Annotated in this window: 11 protein-coding genes; 10 read left to right on the top strand and 1 reads right to left on the bottom strand. The window is 70.8% G+C overall.

Features of this window, described 5'->3' with window-relative positions; genetic code table 11:
- The first annotated feature begins 72 nt into the window (after positions 1-72).
- Positions 73-687: an ANTAR domain-containing response regulator gene (locus C3V41_RS03780; protein ID WP_106109167.1), complete on the top strand. Its 615-nt coding sequence runs from the start codon at positions 73-75 to the stop codon at positions 685-687.
- Between the two features lie 11 nt (positions 688-698).
- Here C3V41_RS03780 and C3V41_RS03775 read toward each other — a convergent pair whose 3' ends face one another.
- The gene (locus tag C3V41_RS03775) at positions 699-1,157 is read right to left on the bottom strand and encodes a thioesterase, FlK family (protein ID WP_106109166.1); all 459 of its coding nucleotides are present in this window, start codon (positions 1,155-1,157) and stop codon (positions 699-701) included.
- A gap of 77 nt (positions 1,158-1,234) precedes the next feature.
- On the opposite strand from C3V41_RS03775, the gene polA reads away from it, so the two are divergent.
- From polA to hisS, 9 genes are all read left to right on the top strand, one after another.
- Positions 1,235-3,940, top strand: a complete 2,706-nt coding sequence (gene polA / locus C3V41_RS03770; protein ID WP_254423715.1) for a DNA polymerase I — start codon at positions 1,235-1,237, stop codon at positions 3,938-3,940.
- Between the two features lie 267 nt (positions 3,941-4,207).
- Positions 4,208-5,653 carry a 30S ribosomal protein S1 gene (rpsA, locus tag C3V41_RS03765; RefSeq protein ID WP_106109164.1) on the top strand — a complete coding sequence of 482 codons (1,446 nt, stop codon included), beginning with the start codon at positions 4,208-4,210 and terminating at the stop codon, positions 5,651-5,653.
- Positions 5,654-5,746: 93 nt separating this feature from the next.
- Positions 5,747-6,865, top strand: a complete 1,119-nt coding sequence (locus C3V41_RS13040; protein ID WP_165271551.1) for a hypothetical protein — start codon at positions 5,747-5,749, stop codon at positions 6,863-6,865.
- 249 nt (positions 6,866-7,114) lie between these two features.
- Entirely contained in the window at positions 7,115-7,672 is a 558-nt protein-coding gene (locus tag C3V41_RS03750; protein ID WP_106109161.1) for a pyroglutamyl-peptidase I family protein, read from the top strand.
- Positions 7,669-8,406, top strand: coding sequence for a dephospho-CoA kinase (coaE, locus tag C3V41_RS03745; protein WP_368033283.1), 738 nt, complete (start codon positions 7,669-7,671; stop codon positions 8,404-8,406). Before C3V41_RS03750 ends, coaE begins: the two co-directional genes overlap by 4 nt.
- Positions 8,407-8,498: 92 nt before the next feature.
- Complete coding sequence (locus C3V41_RS03740) at positions 8,499-10,343, top strand: hypothetical protein (RefSeq protein ID WP_106109160.1); 1,845 nt, start codon at positions 8,499-8,501, stop codon at positions 10,341-10,343.
- Between the two features lie 123 nt (positions 10,344-10,466).
- A complete protein-coding gene (locus tag C3V41_RS03735) occupies positions 10,467-11,132 on the top strand; it encodes a transcriptional initiation protein Tat (RefSeq protein ID WP_254423669.1) in 666 nt (221 codons plus the stop codon).
- 655 nt (positions 11,133-11,787) lie between these two features.
- Complete coding sequence (gene uvrB, locus C3V41_RS03730; protein ID WP_106109159.1) at positions 11,788-13,884, top strand: excinuclease ABC subunit UvrB; 2,097 nt, start codon at positions 11,788-11,790, stop codon at positions 13,882-13,884.
- Positions 13,885-13,915: 31 nt separating this feature from the next.
- Complete coding sequence (hisS, locus tag C3V41_RS03725; protein ID WP_106109158.1) at positions 13,916-15,334, top strand: histidine--tRNA ligase; 1,419 nt, start codon at positions 13,916-13,918, stop codon at positions 15,332-15,334.
- Positions 15,335-15,573 lie beyond the last annotated feature (239 nt).

Genomic DNA, 15,573 nt, shown 5'->3' with positions numbered 1-15,573 from the left:
TCACACGTACGTCATACCAGTTCCTGGCTCGCTCAGAGAGCGTGACGCCTACCAGCATACTAGTATCGCCGCGTGAGCACCGATTCCACCACCCGATCCCGCAGGGTCCTCGTCGCCGAGGACGAGACCCTCATCCGTCTTGACATCGTGGAGACCCTCACTGATGCCGGGTACGAGGTCGTCGCCGAGGCCGCCGACGGCGAGGAGGCCATCCGTCTCGCCGAGGAGCACCGGCCCGACATCTGCGTCATGGACGTCAAGATGCCCGTCACCGACGGCATCACGGCCGCCGAGCGCATTCTCGACAAGCACGACTGCGCGGTGGTCATGCTGACCGCCTTCAGCCAGACCGAGCTCGTCCAGCGTGCCAGCGAGGCCGGTGCCATGGCCTACGTGGTCAAGCCCTTCACCCCCGCCGACCTCATCCCGGCCCTGGAGATCGCCGTGAGCCGCCACGAGGAGATCTCCTCCCTGGAGTCCGAGGTCGCCGACCTCCAGGAGCGCTTCGAGACCCGCAAGCGCGTGGACCGGGCCAAGGGCCTGCTCATGGAGAAGATGGGGCTGAGCGAGCCCGACGCCTTCCGCTGGCTGCAGAAGACCTCCATGAACCGCCGCCTGACCATGCGCGAGGTCGCCGACGCCGTCATCGAGCAGGTCGGCTCCTCCAAGTCCTCCAAGTCCTCCTGAGGGGCCCTGCCTCAGGGGTGCGGTACGTACAGGCTGCGCAGGGTCCCGCGTGCCACCAGGTGCTCGGACACGTCGGTGACCCTGACCTCGTACACCGTCGTGCGGCGTCCCACGTGCAGCGGCTGCGTCACGGCCCTCACCGTGCCCTGGCTCACCGGGCGCAGGTGCGAGACCTGGAGCTCGGCCCCCACCGGCACCAGGCCCTCGGGTGCCGCCTCCCGCGCCGCCACCGAGGCCGCCGTCTCAATGAGGGCGGCGCTCGCGCCCCCGTGGAGGATCCCCACCACCTGCAGGGCCCTGTCCACCGGCATGGTGACCACGGTATGGTGAGCATCACGTCGGACGACCCTCATGCCCAGGGTCTCCATGAGCGTGGCGCGCTCGCGGTCCTCCCACCGCGCGGCCCCGGGCCCGGAGGGGACGGGGCGGCAGGGGCCGCCGGCGGAACCGGGGGGAAGGGCCTGACTCATACCCGTAGGCTGGCACGGTGAGTACCTCAACCGCCAGCACCGACCCCGCGCGGCTCCTCCTCGTCGACGGCCACTCCATGGCCTTCCGCGCCTTCTACGCCCTGCCGGTCGAGAACTTCACCACCTCCACCGGCCAGGCCACCAACGCCGTCCACGGCTTCACCTCCATGTTCCTGTCCCTGATCGACAGCGAGCGCCCCACGCACGTGGCCGTGGCCTTCGACCTGCCCGGAGGCACCTTCCGCACCCAGGACTACCCCCTCTACAAGGCCAACCGCGACGCGCCCCCCCAGCCCTTCGTCGGCCAGGTCGCCCTCATCCAGGACCTCCTGTCCGCCATGGGCGTGCGCTCCCTGACCAAGGAGAACGTCGAGGCCGACGACATCCTGGCCACCCTGGCCGCCCGCGCCCAGGAGGCGGGCATGGAGGTCCTCGTCTGCTCGGGGGACCGTGACTCCCTCCAGACCGTCACCGAGCGGTGCACCGTGCTCTACCCCGTCAGGGGCGTGTCCACCCTGCGCCGCATGACCCCCGCCGAGGTCGAGAGGCGCTACGGGGTGCCTCCGCAGCGCTACCCCCACCTGGCGGCCCTGGTGGGCGAGACCAGCGACAACCTCCCCGGGGTGCCCGGGGTGGGCCCCAAGACCGCCGCCAAGTGGCTCAGCCTCTACGACGGCCTCGACGGCGTCATCGCCCACGCCGACCAGATCCGGGGCAAGGCCGGCCAGTCCCTGCGCGACCACCTGGGGGACGTCGTGCGCAACCGCCGCCTCAACCGCCTCCTGACCGACGTCGACCTAGGCCTGGACGTGCGCCGGGACCTCAGGCTCGCGGGCGCCGACCGGGCCGCCCTGACCGGTGTCATGGAGTCCCTGGAGCTGCGTACCCTGGCCCAGCGGGCCGGACGGATCCTGACCTTCGCCGACTCCGCCGACCACGCGGGCCCCGCCCCGGGGGACCGCCTGGCGGGGCGCCTGGCCTCCCTGACCCCGGCCGTCCTGGGTGCCGACCTCGAGCCCGGGGCGGTGGGGCCCTGGCTCGCCGGGCACCTGGGGGGAGCGGACGGGCAGGCCGGGGTGCTGGGGGTCGTGGTCACCGGCAGCCTGCGCCCGGGCCAGGCCGACCCCGAGCTCCTGGCCCTGTCGGACGGCACGGCCGCCGTCGTCATCGACCTGACCCTGGTCTCCCCCCAGGACGAGACGGCGCTGGCGGCGCTGCTCACCGACGTCTCGCGCCCCAAGGTCGTCGCCGACGCCAAGGGCGCCTGGCACGCCCTGCGCGCACGGGGCCTGGGGCTGGACGGCGTCGTGGGGGACCCCTCCCTGGGGGCCTACCTGTGCCGTCCCGAGCAGCGCGCCTACGACATCGACTCCCTGGCGCAGCGCTGGCTCGGGGTCGACCTGGAGGCCCAGGGGCCCGCCCAGGTTCAGGGGGCCTTCGACCTGGAGTCCCTGGGCCAGGACGCCACGCCGACCGCCGCCCTGGCCGCGGCGCGCCGCGCGGCCCTCCTGCCCGCGCTGGAGGAGGCGCTCAGGGAGCGGATGGGCCAGCGCGGCGTCCTGGACCTCTACCAGGGCCTGGAGATGCCCGTGGCCAGCTGCCTGGCCCAGATGGAGGCCGACGGCATCGCCGTGGACGAGGCCGTGCTGGCCGAGCGCGAGACCGAGCTCGACGCCCGCGTCACCCACGCCGCCCAGGGGGCCTACGACGCCGCGGGCCACGAGCTCAACCTCTCCAGCCCCAGGCAGCTCCAGGCCGTCCTGTTCGACGAGCTGAGGATGCCCAGGACCCGGCGCACCAAGACCGGCTACACCACCGACGCCGCCGCCCTGGCCGACCTGTACGCCAGGACCTCCCACCCCTTCCTGGGCCACCTCCTGGAGCACCGCGACGCCATTAAGCTGCGCCAGACGGTCGAGGGCCTGCGCAAGGCCGTCCAGCCCGACGGGCGCGTCCACACCACCTTCCAGCAGACCGTGACCGCCACCGGGCGCCTGTCCTCCACCGACCCCAACCTGCAGAACATCCCCGCCCGCACGCCGGAGGGCATGCGCATCCGTGAGGCCTTCACCGTGGGCCGGGGCTACGAGTGCCTGGTGACCGCCGACTACTCCCAGATCGAGATGCGCATTATGGCCCACCTGTCGGGGGACGAGGCGCTCATTGAGGCCTTCCGCAGCGGGGAGGACCTGCACCGCTACGTGGCGGCCCTGGTCCACGACGTCCCCGTGTCCCAGGTCACGCCTGAGCAGCGCAGCCACGTCAAGGCCATGAGCTACGGCCTGGCCTACGGGCTGTCCACCTACGGGCTGGCCAAGCAGCTGGGCATTGACAACGCCGAGGCCGCGGCCCTGAAGGACGCCTACTTCGCCCGGTTCGGGCGGGTCCACGACTACCTGGAGGGCGTGGTGGAGCAGGCCCGGCGCGACGGCTACACCCAGACCATGTTCGGACGCCGCCGCTACCTGCCGGACCTGGCCAGCGACAGCCGCCAACGCCGGGAGATGGCCGAGCGGGCCGCCCTCAACGCCCCCATCCAGGGCAGCGCTGCCGACATCGTCAAGAAGGCGATGGTCGACGTGGCCGAGGAGCTGGGGGAGCAGGGCTGCTCCAGCCGCATCCTGCTGCAGATCCACGACGAGCTCCTGGTGGAGGTGGCCCCCGGGGAGACCGGGACGGTGGAGGAGGTCCTCAGGAGCCGCATGGGGGCCGCCGCCGAGCTCTCGGTACCCCTGGACGTCTCCCTGGGGCGTGGCCGGACCTGGCGCGACGCAGCACACTGACAGGTGTGCAAGGTGCGAGGTCACCCCCGTATGTGATGCATCACATATATGAGGACGGTATGGCGTCTTGATTCCTATGCGGTGAGAACGCACGAATCCCTGGTAGAGTCCGGGGCCATGCGCTCCAGGGCTGGTGACGCATCTTCTGCCGGAGGTGACGTCGTCGGCCCGACCGTGCCGCGGGCCAGTCCGGGCTGGGTCGCGGCGTCGGGGGACGCATGGTATCTGCTGACCCGACCAACCTGTCCGTTTCGGAGCAACCACTCAATGACCATCACCAACAGCCTCGCCCCGGTCGCCGTCAACGACATCGGCTCGACCGAGGAGATCCTCGCCGCCGTCGACGAGACCATCAAGTACTTCGATGACGGCGACATCGTCGAGGGCACTGTCGTCAAGGTCGACCGCGACGAGGTCCTCCTTGACATCGGCTACAAGACCGAGGGCGTCATCCTCGCTCGCGAGCTGTCCATCAAGCACGACGTCGACCCTGACGAGATCGTCTCGGTCGGCGACGAGATCGAGGCCCTGGTCCTCCAGAAGGAGGACAAGGAGGGCCGTCTGCTCCTGAGCAAGAAGCGTGCCCAGTACGAGCGTGCCTGGGGCACCATCGAACGGGTCAAGGAGGAGGACGGCGTCGTCACCGGCACCGTCATCGAGGTCGTCAAGGGTGGTCTCATCCTCGACATCGGCCTGCGCGGCTTCCTGCCCGCCTCCCTGGTCGAGATGCGCCGTGTCCGTGACCTCCAGCCCTACGTGGGTCGTGAGCTCGAGGCCAAGATCATCGAGCTGGACAAGAACCGCAACAACGTGGTCCTGTCCCGCCGTGCCTGGCTCGAGCAGACCCAGTCCGAGGTCCGCACCAACTTCCTCCAGACCCTCCAGAAGGGCCAGGTCCGTACCGGTGTGGTCTCCTCCATCGTCAACTTCGGTGCCTTCGTGGACCTCGGTGGTGTGGACGGCCTCGTCCACGTCTCCGAGCTGTCCTGGAAGCACATCGACCACCCCTCCGAGGTCGTCGAGGTCGGTCAGGAGGTCACCGTCGAGGTCCTCGAGGTCGACTTCGACCGCGAGCGCGTCTCCCTGTCGCTCAAGAAGACCCAGGAGGACCCCTGGCAGGCCTTCGCCCGCACCCACGCCATCGGCCAGGTCGTGCCCGGCAAGGTCACCAAGCTCGTCCCCTTCGGCGCCTTCGTGCGCGTGGAGGACGGCATCGAGGGCCTGGTCCACATCTCCGAGCTGGCCCAGCGCCACATCGAGGTGCCCGAGCAGGTCGCCAAGGTCGGTGACGAGGTCTTCGTCAAGGTCATTGACATCGACCTGGACCGCCGTCGTATCTCCCTGAGCCTCAAGCAGGCCAACGAGGGCGTGGACCCCAGCTCCGACGACTTCGACCCCAGCCTCTACGGCATGGCCGCGGAGTACGACGAGAACGGCAACTACAAGTACCCCGAGGGCTTCGACCCCGAGACCAACGAGTGGCTGGAGGGCTACGACGCCCAGCGCGAGGCCTGGGAGGCCGAGTACGCGGCCGCCCACGCCCGCTGGGAGGCCCACAAGGCCCAGGTCGCCAGGGCCATGGAGGAGGACACCGACTCCGGCGCCCCGGCGTCGGGCTCCACCTCCTACTCCTCGGCCCCCTCGGAGGCCACCGGTACGCTGGCCTCCGACGAGGCGCTGGCCGCCCTGCGCGAGAAGCTGACCGGCAACTGAGCCAGCTGGCCGGACCACGCTCACTGCCCGGCCCCCTTCCCGGGGGCCGGGCATATCCGTGTGCGTCAGGGCGCGCACGCCTATGATGCTGTCGTGGGCACCCGGGTAAAGCGGCTACGCAGATGGGCGGCGGTGACCGCCGGGGTCTGCCTGTGCCTGGCCTGCCTGCCGTGGCTCCTGGGCCTGCCCGTGGTGCTGGCCCCGGGCCCCTTCAGCCTGTGCCTGGTGATCTCCTCGGTGCTGCTGCTGGGCGTGGTCTGGTCCTGGCCCCCTGCTGACGACCAGGGGCAGGGGCAGGGCGCCGACGTCCTGGCCCTGCCCGTCAAGCTGGTCAACGGCGTGGTCGTGGTGGCCTCCCTCGTCCTGGTGGGTATGGGCTACGTGGGCGGTCTCGGCCTGCTGGAGAGCAAGGAGTACGTCGACAAGGAGGGGGTCACCTGGTACCCCGAGACCAACCCGGTGGCCTCAGACTCCGACCTCTTGTTCCACAGGGGCGTGGGCCCCTTCCTCGCGGAGCGCCGGGCCCAGAGGAACGAGCTCATCAGCAGGTACATCGCGTGCGTCCAGAAGGCCCGGTGGGACAATGAGAACGTGTCCGCAACCTGTGGGCGCACCCCCGCGGACCTGCCCTCCACCTGGTCGCCCACGACCGCTCCCCCTCCCCTCCCGACGGGCTCTGTCCCCATGGCGCCCGCGACGCGGCCGCCCGGGCCCACGGCTACCCCGACACCCGGGCCCACGGCCACACCCGGGCCGACCCTGGGCGTCAACGACCCGAGGGGCTGCCCGCGCCTGGACCAGGAGGACGCGGACCAGGCCGTGGCCGCCCGGGGGGCGAGGCAGACCCGGGTCCTGGAGGGCCACGGCATGGTGTGCGCCTACCGGCTGCGCAACGGCCGGTGGGAGGCCCAGAGCCGGGTGGCCCTGCGCGGTGACCCGTACGCCTACGTGGCCCTGAACGGGGTCCTGGTGGCGGGGACGGGCTCGGCCACCGGGGGAGAGATCTACGTCTCCACCGACGACGGGACCACCTGGAGCAAGGTGACCGTCCCCGCGGCACTGGGCGACGACCCGGCCGGGCACTTCCTGCAGGACGCCCGGGGGGACTCCCACCGCATCGAGGTGCAGGTGGGCTACCCCTCCTGGGCGACGGCGGGGGAGAGCACCTGGATCGTCTCCACCGACGGCGGACTGACCTGGTCGCCCATGTAACGGTCGCCCACCGCGAGAACGGTACTTATTCGTCGCGAGAACGGTACTTATTGTTCGTGAGAACGGTACTTATTGCTCGTGAGAACGGTACTTGTTGCCCGTGAGAACGGCAGGCGGGCCGTGTGCGCCCGGAAGGCGGGCCGGACCCGGGGCTCACGTGCTCCCCGGCTCCCGTACGGCGGTCACGCTGACTACTGTGCCGTGGCATGCGCTCCCCGGGCTCCCGCGGCGTGGGGCACAATGGCGGGCATGACCGCTTCTGTGAGCTCCCCGGTCCTTATCACCGGCTTCGGCCCCTTTGGCCCCCACGCCGTCAACCCCTCCCAGGAGGTGGTCCGGGCGCTGCAGGCCGCGCCGGGTGACGACGTGGCGGCCGAGGTGCTGCCCGTCAGCTTCACCGGGGCCCCGGCGAAGCTGGGTGAGCTCGCCCGCGTGCACCGCCCCCGGGCCGTGCTGAGCCTGGGACTGGCCGGGGACGCCCAGGTGCTGCGGGTGGAGTGCGTGGCGGCCAACGAGCAGGAGGGCGTGGACGAGGACGGTCGGCCCTCACAGCAGGGCGTGGTCGAGGCAGGGGGACCGGAGGGACTGCTCGCCACGGTCGACACCGCCGCGCTGGTGGACGTCCTGACCCAGGCCGGCCTGGAGGCTAAGGAGTCCTGGGACGCAGGCACCTACGTGTGCAACACGACCTTCTACGCGGGGGTGCGCACGGGCCTGCCCGCCGGGTTCCTCCACGTCCCGCCGGACGTGGACGTCGCCGTCCTGGCGCAGGCGCTGCTGGCCTGGGCGGCAGGCTACCGGCGGTGAGCGCGCCCGGCACGGGTGCGGCCCCTGGCGGTGCGGGGCCGGGCGGGGCGGCCCCCACCGGGGCGGGGTCGGCCGGGTCCGGCGGGTACTCGGGCCCGGCGGGTGCCCGGGCCCTGTACGTGGGGCTGACCGGCGGGATCGGCTCGGGCAAGTCCACTGCCGCCGCCGTCCTGGCCGACCTGGGGGCCACCGTCGTGGACGCCGACGTGCTGGCCCGTGAGGTGGTGGCCCCCGGCACGCCGGGCCTGGCGGCGGTCGCGGCGGCCTTCGGGGACGTCCTGCGGGCGGACGGGTCGCTGGACCGGGCCGCCCTGGGGGCCCGCGTCTTCAGGGACCCCGGGGAGCGGGCACGTCTTGAGGGCATTGTCCTGCCCCTCGTCGCCGCCCGGGCGCAGCGGCGCCTGGCCGCGGTCCCGGCCGGGCGCGTGGCCGTCTACGACATGCCACTCCTGGTCGAGCAGCGGGCGGCGTCGCGCTTTGACTACGTCGTGGTGGTGCAGGCCCCGTGCGAGGTGCGCCTGGCCCGTCTGGAGGGCCGGGGCCTGGGCCGGGAGGAGGCCCTGGCCCGCCTGGCCAGCCAGGCCAGTGACGAGCAGCGTCGCGCGGTGGCCGACGTCGTGCTTGACAACAGCGGGACGCGCGAGGAGCTGCGTGCCGCGATTGAGCGCCTCTGGGCGGACGTCCTGGTGCCCGCGGCTACGGAAATGGCCGCTGACCAGGGCAGACGTGCCTGACCTCATAGACGCTCCCGGGAACTAAGGTTAGTCTCACCTGTGTGTCCGCGCCGATGCGGACACCATAACCCCGACACCCCAAGGAGACCCTTATGGCAGCACGTCGCTCACGCGCCCTGGCGCTCGCCCTGGGAGCAGCCCTGGTGCTCCCCGTCGGCACGGCTGCGACGCCCCTCCTCGCCCCGGCCTCTGTGGCCGCTGAGGCCTCCGACGCCCACTCCCTGGACTGGGTCAAGGCCCACGCCACACCGCAGACGGTGACTTATAACACAAAATATGGTGAGCAGCAGGCCACCGTCTGGGTGGCCACCCTGAGCTACGACTCCCTGAGCCAGGCCCGCGAGATCATGCTCTACGGCGAGGTCGCCATGCCGATCTCCTCCCAGGACGTCGGCGTGGAGGAGTTCGACGGCCGGTACTACCTGCCCTTTGAGACCAATAGCGTGAGGCACAACGAGTACGTCAGATCCCGTCTGCTGTGGTCCGAGGAGGACCCCAAGGGCACCTACGACAAGACCGTCTTCTCCAGCGACGGCCCCCTCAGGGGCGTACGCGGCACGAGCGTGACCCTCACGCTCGGCGGGGTGGAGAGCACGGTGAGCGTCCCCCAGGAGACCGCCGTGACGGACACCCACGAGCTGGAGGAGGCCATTACGGAGCACTGGTCGACCTACTCCGCGGCCGTGGACGCCGGCATGCTCCTTGAGGAGACCACCAAGCAGACCTACCTCAGCCAGGACACCGCCGCCCGGGCCCTGGTGATCAGGGCCCGGGCCGGAGGCGCCGACGCCCCCACCAACGCCGACATCCAGGCGGCCCGGACCAGCCTCAACACCGCCTTCGACGCCCTGACCCCGGCCCCCTACGACCGCACCTCCCTGACCACGTCCCTGACCGGCGCGACTACCCTGCTGGAGGCCAACGGCAAGGACGGCAGGCGCCTGACCCGTGCCAGCTACGACACCCTGGTGGCGGCCGTGGCCACCGGCCAGAAGCTCCTGGCCACCCCCGACGCCGTGACCCTCAAGGCACCCAGGGAGGGCGAGCTCGTCACCCACCGCGACTTTGACAACGCCGTCGCCGCCCTGGACGCTGCCGTCGCCGCGGCCACCACCGAGGACTACACCCCGGTGGACACCACCGCCCTGGACGCCCGGTACGACGCCGCCATCGCCCGCGTGCCCGCCGAGGGCAAGGGCTTCACCCCCGGGACGCGCGCCGCCCTCATGTCCGAGATCGCGACCGCCGCCACCCTGCGCGACCAGGCCGCCTACGCCACCGCGGACCAGGTCTCCCAGGAGGTCACGGCCCTTGAGGACGTCATGGACGCCCTCGTCGAGGAGCCGCTGGGGGAGGCCTTCACCCTCACGGTGCGCTACCAGCACCCCATGGAGGGCGCCCCCTCCGACCTCATCCACGAGTACTTCAACGACGCCGCCGGCAACCCCGTGGAGGAGCAGGTCCCGGTCCACCGCGGCCAGGAGATGCGCTACCCGTTGACCGACGAGACGCTCATTAAGCGCTTCGAGGGCTACACCCCGCGCTCCTTCCACCTCAACTCCGACGACGGGACGCTGGGGCTGGTCCAGGTACTCACTGACTCCAAGGGGGTCAGGACGGTGGCCTTCCGCGCCGACACCACCAGCCCCGCAGGAGGCGGATCCCTGGACATCCGCTACGTGGCAGGGCAGGACACTCGGGTCGCGCCCAGCCCGACCCCCGGGCCTGAGACCCCGGCGGATCCCGGGACCGACCAGGCGGCGGCACCGGCGGTAGACCCGGCGGTAGGGCCCTCAGCCGGGGCGGCCGCCCAGGCCGCCGCGCAGCAGGGAGGCAGGCCCGGCTCGGGCCTGGCACGTACCGGTGTCTCCCTGGCGGCACTGGGTCTGGCCGGGGTCCTGACCGGCGGGGGCGTGCTCCTGCGACGTCGTCGCTGAGCGCCTGGTGGGGGCCGTGCCGGGGTCCTGGTGCGGCCCCCACCAGGGGCGTGGTCCCGGAGGACGGCGGTAGAATTAAGGACGACCTGTAGTCCAAGGAGGGATATCGTGCGTACTTCCCGGGTGACTCGCAGAGGGCTCCTGGCGCTCGCCGCCGCGGGTGGGCTGGCCCTGGCAGCAGGGTGCAAGCCGCTGTCGCTCAAGTGGAGGGGGTCCGAGTCCAAGAAGCCGGTGCTGTACCTGTACCCGCAGCAGGAGACGGCCCTTGAGGTGTCCCTGGCGTGGGACGGGGAGCTGACCTACGCCTACCCCGAGCCGGTACGCACCAGGGGCCTGGCGACCTGGTCGGTGACGGCCTCCTCCGACGGGACCCTGAGGGACTCGGCGGGGCGGACGTACCCCTCACTGTTCTGGGAGGGAACGTCGTCCCCTGCCTTTACCCAGGCTGAGGGATTTGTGGTGGAGCCCGGTGGTGAGACCGTCTTCCTGGAGGAGAAGCTTGCTCTTCTGGGGCTGAGCGAGCGCGAGTCAGCTGACTTCATTACGTACTGGGGGCCGCGTATGAGAACCCGTGGTCGGTGCCTGGTCACCTTCGCCACGGACCAGTACGCGCGGCGCGCTCGGTACACCTTTGTGGGTGACGGCGCGGCAATGGTGCCGGACACCTTTGTCCGTGTCTACGTCGTTATTGGCGCGGTACCCCGGGAGGACGTCCCTGAGCAGGTTCTCATCCCGGCCCCGACGAGGCACGGTTTCACTGCCGTGGAGTGGGGCGGCACCGAGCAGTAGGGTGGCGGGCGGTCGGTTCTGTCGCAATCTGAGGATCAGAGCCGACCCCACCCCGCCCAGCACTTTGTACACCCAATGTCCACGCAGGTCAGGGGCCTGGGCCTTGGCGTGGCTGAGGGTGGCCCTCGTTCTGATCCTCAGATTGCGACACGCGCACGAAACCGGGCCAGTAGACAGGTGGCAGACCACCCAGAGGGCGGTGTGCGGGGACGTTTTGTGCGGGGCGGGACATTTTGTGTGCAGGGTGACGTTTTGCGCAGAAGGTAACGAATCCGGGTCACTTTCTGCGCAATCGGTTACCCTCTGCGCAAAATGTCACCCTGGACGCCGCACCGGCCCGCTCCACCAGGAGACAGGCGATTGTAAAAAGAACGTGCAACTCCCCCAGCCGAGCAGCGGACGTCCCGCCTCCTGGAACGTGTCCTGTGAGCCCGCGTCCCAAACGCCCCTCACCTGGCATCGGGCGGTGCGTCCGGGACGCCTAGTCTGAGCCTGTCCTGTGAGAACGCTGTGAACGTGCCCGTTCTCACGACGAACAAGTACCGTTCTCACGACGAACAAGTACCGTTCTCACGACGAACAAGTACCGTTCTCGCGGTGGGCGGGTGGGAGGACGGGCGGGGGCACGTCGGGGCTGGCGGGTAGGGTGCGGGGTATGCGCCCCGTCACCGACCTCCAGCGTGCCGCCAGGCCCTTTGAGGTCATCAGCCCCTACTCACCCAGCGGCGACCAGCCCGCCGCCATCGCCGCCCTCACCCAGCGCCTTGAGGCCGGGGAGAAGGACGTCGTGCTCCTGGGGGCCACCGGCACCGGCAAGTCCGCCACCACCGCCTGGCTGGTCGAGGCCGTCCAGCGCCCCACCCTCATCCTGGAGCCCAACAAGACCCTGGCCGCCCAGATGGCCGCCGAGTTCCGCGAGCTGCTGCCCAACAACGCGGTGGAGTACTTCGTCTCCTACTACGACTACTACCAGCCCGAGGCCTACGTCCCCCAGACGGACACCTTCATCGAGAAGGACTCCTCCATCAACGACGAGGTCGAGCGCCTGCGGCACTCCGCCACCAACTCCCTGCTCACCCGCCGCGACGTGGTGGTGGTCTCCTCGGTGTCCTGCATCTACGGACTGGGCACGCCCCAGGAGTACGTGGACCGCATGACGCCCCTGGAGGTGGGGCAGGTCATTGACCGCGACGAGCTCCTGCGCCGCTTCGTGACCATGCAGTACACGCGCAACGACATCGACTTCACCCGCGGCACCTTCCGCGTGCGCGGGGACACCGTGGAGATCATCCCCGTGTACGAGGAGCTCGCCATCCGCATTGAGTTCTTCGGCGACGAGATCGAGTCCCTGGCCACCCTGCACCCCGTGACCGGTCAGGTCATCGCCCCCACCGAGCAGGTCTTCGTCTTCCCGGCCTCCCACTACGTGGCCGGCCCCGAGCGCATGAGCAGGGCCATCGAGGGCATTGAGGACGAGCTGGCCGAGCGCCTGAGTGCCCTGGAACGCGGCGGCAGGCTCCTGGAGGCCCAGCGCCTGCGCATGCGCACCACCTACGACCTGGAGATGATGCGCCAGATCGGCACCTGCTCCGGTATCGAGAACTACTCCCTGCACATTGACGGCCGCTCCCCGGGCACGCCCCCCAACACCCTCCTGGACTACTTCCCCGAGGACTTCCTCCTGGTCATTGACGAGTCCCACGTGACCGTCCCCCAGGTCGGGGCCATGCACGAGGGGGACGCCTCACGCAAGCGCACCCTGGTGGACCACGGGTTCCGCCTGCCCAGCGCCCTGGACAACCGGCCGCTGACCTTCGCCGAGTTCGAGGAGCGCGTGGGCCAGACCGTCTACCTGTCGGCCACCCCCGGCGACTACGAGCTGGGACGCAGCGACGGCGTCGTCGAGCAGATCATCCGACCCACCGGCCTGGTGGACCCCAAGGTCGTGGTCAAGCCCACCCAGGGCCAGATCGACGACCTCCTGGAGGAGGTGCGCGTCCGGGTGGAGCGGGACGAGCGGGTCCTGGTGACCACCCTGACCAAGCGCATGGCCGAGGACCTGACCACCTACCTGGCCGAGAGGGGGGTGCGCGTGGAGTACCTCCACTCCGACGTCGACACCCTGCGGCGCGTGGAGCTCCTGCGTGAGCTGCGCCTGGGGCGCTTCGACGTCCTGGTGGGCATTAACCTGCTGCGTGAGGGCCTGGACCTGCCCGAGGTCTCCCTGGTCTCCATCCTGGACGCCGACAAGGAGGGCTTCCTGCGCTCGGCGCGCTCCCTGATCCAGACCATTGGGCGGGCCGCCCGCAACGTCTCCGGCGAGGTGCACATGTACGCCGACACCCTCACCCCCGCCATGGCCGAGGCCATTGAGGAGACCGAGAGGCGTCGCACCAGGCAGCTGGCCTACAACGCCGCCCACGGCATCGACCCCCAGCCGCTGCGCAAGAAGATCGCCGACGTCACCGACATGCTCGCCCGCGAGGACGTGGACACCGACGAGCTCCTGGCCGGGGGCTACCGCGGCCATGAGGAGCGGGCGGTCGTGGGGCGCCGCAGGCGTGCCGCCGAGGCCACCGTGCGCGAGAAGCTGGCCGGCGCGGCCGCGGGGGACCTGGCCGGGCTCGTCGAGGAGCTCACCGCCCAGATGCACGCCGCGGCCGAGGACCTCCAGTTCGAGCTGGCCGCCCGCCTGCGCGACGAGATCCGCGACCTGAAGAAGGAGCTGCGTGCCATGCGGGAGACGGGCTGAGCCAGGGGGGCGGCCGTGCCAGAATGTGCCCATGGCACAGGTACGAGCAGCGACGTCCTCACTCTCCGGCTTCCCCGAGTGGCTCCCCGCGGGCCACGTGGTGGAGCGCCTCTTCCTGGACACCCTGCGCCACACCTTCGAGCTCCACGGCTTCTGCGGCATTGAGACCCGCGCCGTGGAGCCCCTGAGCGAGCTGACCAGGAAGGGGGAGACCTCCAAGGAGGTCTACCTCCTCTCCCGGCTCCAGGCCGACCCCGCCGAGGTGGCCGACCCGCGCAAGCAGCTGGGCCTGCACTTCGACCTCACCGTCCCCTTCGCCCGCTACGTGGTGGACAACGCCGGGTCCCTGCACTTCCCCTTCAAGCGCTACCAGATCCAGAAGGTCTGGCGCGGCGAGAGGCCCCAGGAGGGGCGCTACCGGGAGTTCATCCAGGCCGATATCGACGTCGTCGGCGACGGCTCCCTGCCCCTGCACCACGACGTGGAGGTGGCCCTGGTCATGCACGAGGCCCTGTCCGCCCTGCCCGTCCCGCCGGTGAGCGTCCACGTCTCCAACCGCAAGGTGGCCCAGGGCTTCTACACCTCGGTGGGTATCCGGGACGACCAGCTCATTGAGGTCCTGCGCGTGGTGGACAAGATCGACAAGATCGGCGCCCGGAACGTCTCCGAGGAGCTGGTGGGCCAGGTCGGTACCACGCCCGGCCAGGCGCAGGCCGCCCTGCGTCTGGCCGCCGTCACCGGCGCCGACCCGGACGCCGTGGGCGCCGCCGTCGTCGCGGCCCTCGAGGGTGGTGAGCCCACCGCGCTGCTGACCGAGGGCCTGGAGGAGCTGGGCGCCCTGCTGCGCGCCGCCCAGCGGCGTCGGCCCGGGGCGCTGGTGGCCGACCTCAGGATCGCCCGCGGCCTGGACTACTACACCGGGACCGTCTACGAGTCCTTTATGGCTGGCCACGAGGACCTGGGCTCGGTGTGCTCCGGCGGCCGCTACGACAACCTGGCCTCGGGCCGCAAGCGCGTCTTCCCCGGGGTGGGCATCTCCGTGGGCGTCTCCCGGCTGCTGTCGCGCGTCGTCGCCGAGGGGCTGGTCGAGGTCACCCGGGCGGTGCCCACGACGGTCCTGGTGGCCGTCATGGACGAGGAGCACCGCCCCGCCTCCGAGGCGGTCGCGGCCGCCCTGCGCGCACGGGGCATTGCCGCCGACCTCTCCCCGACGGCGGCCAAGCTCGGCAGGCAGATCAAGGCCGCCGACCAGCGCGGCATCCCCTTCGTCTGGTTCCCGGGAACCGGCCGGGCCGACGGCGCGGCCCCGGCCACCGACTCGGTCAAGGACATCCGCTCCGGGGAGCAGGTACAGGCCGACCCCGCCACCTGGGTCCCCTCCGACCCCGCGGACCTGGCCCCGCGCCTGGTCCCGGGTGCGGGGGTGCCGGCTCCGGACAAGACCCCGTGAGAACGGTACTTGTTTGCCGCGAGAACGGTACTTATTGCTCGTGAGAACGGTACTTGTTCGTGCCGAGAACGGTACTTGTTTGCCGTGAGAACGGTACTTGTTCAGGAGGCCGATTGGACCCGCCCTGAACGGTGCGGCCACTCAGGTCTGGCGACCGCCTGACAGGACTCCGGGCGTGAGCAGCCCGGGTGACGGCCCCGCCTCCACGGTGATGGTCGCCTGACGCCTCCTCCAGGTGT

Origin of the sequence: Actinomyces sp. oral taxon 897 (assembly GCF_002999235.1) — a bacterium.
GTDB lineage: Bacteria > Actinomycetota > Actinomycetes > Actinomycetales > Actinomycetaceae > Actinomyces.
The sequence above is the reverse complement of the archived record's forward strand: the minus strand, read 5'-3'. Positions and strand labels throughout refer to the sequence as shown.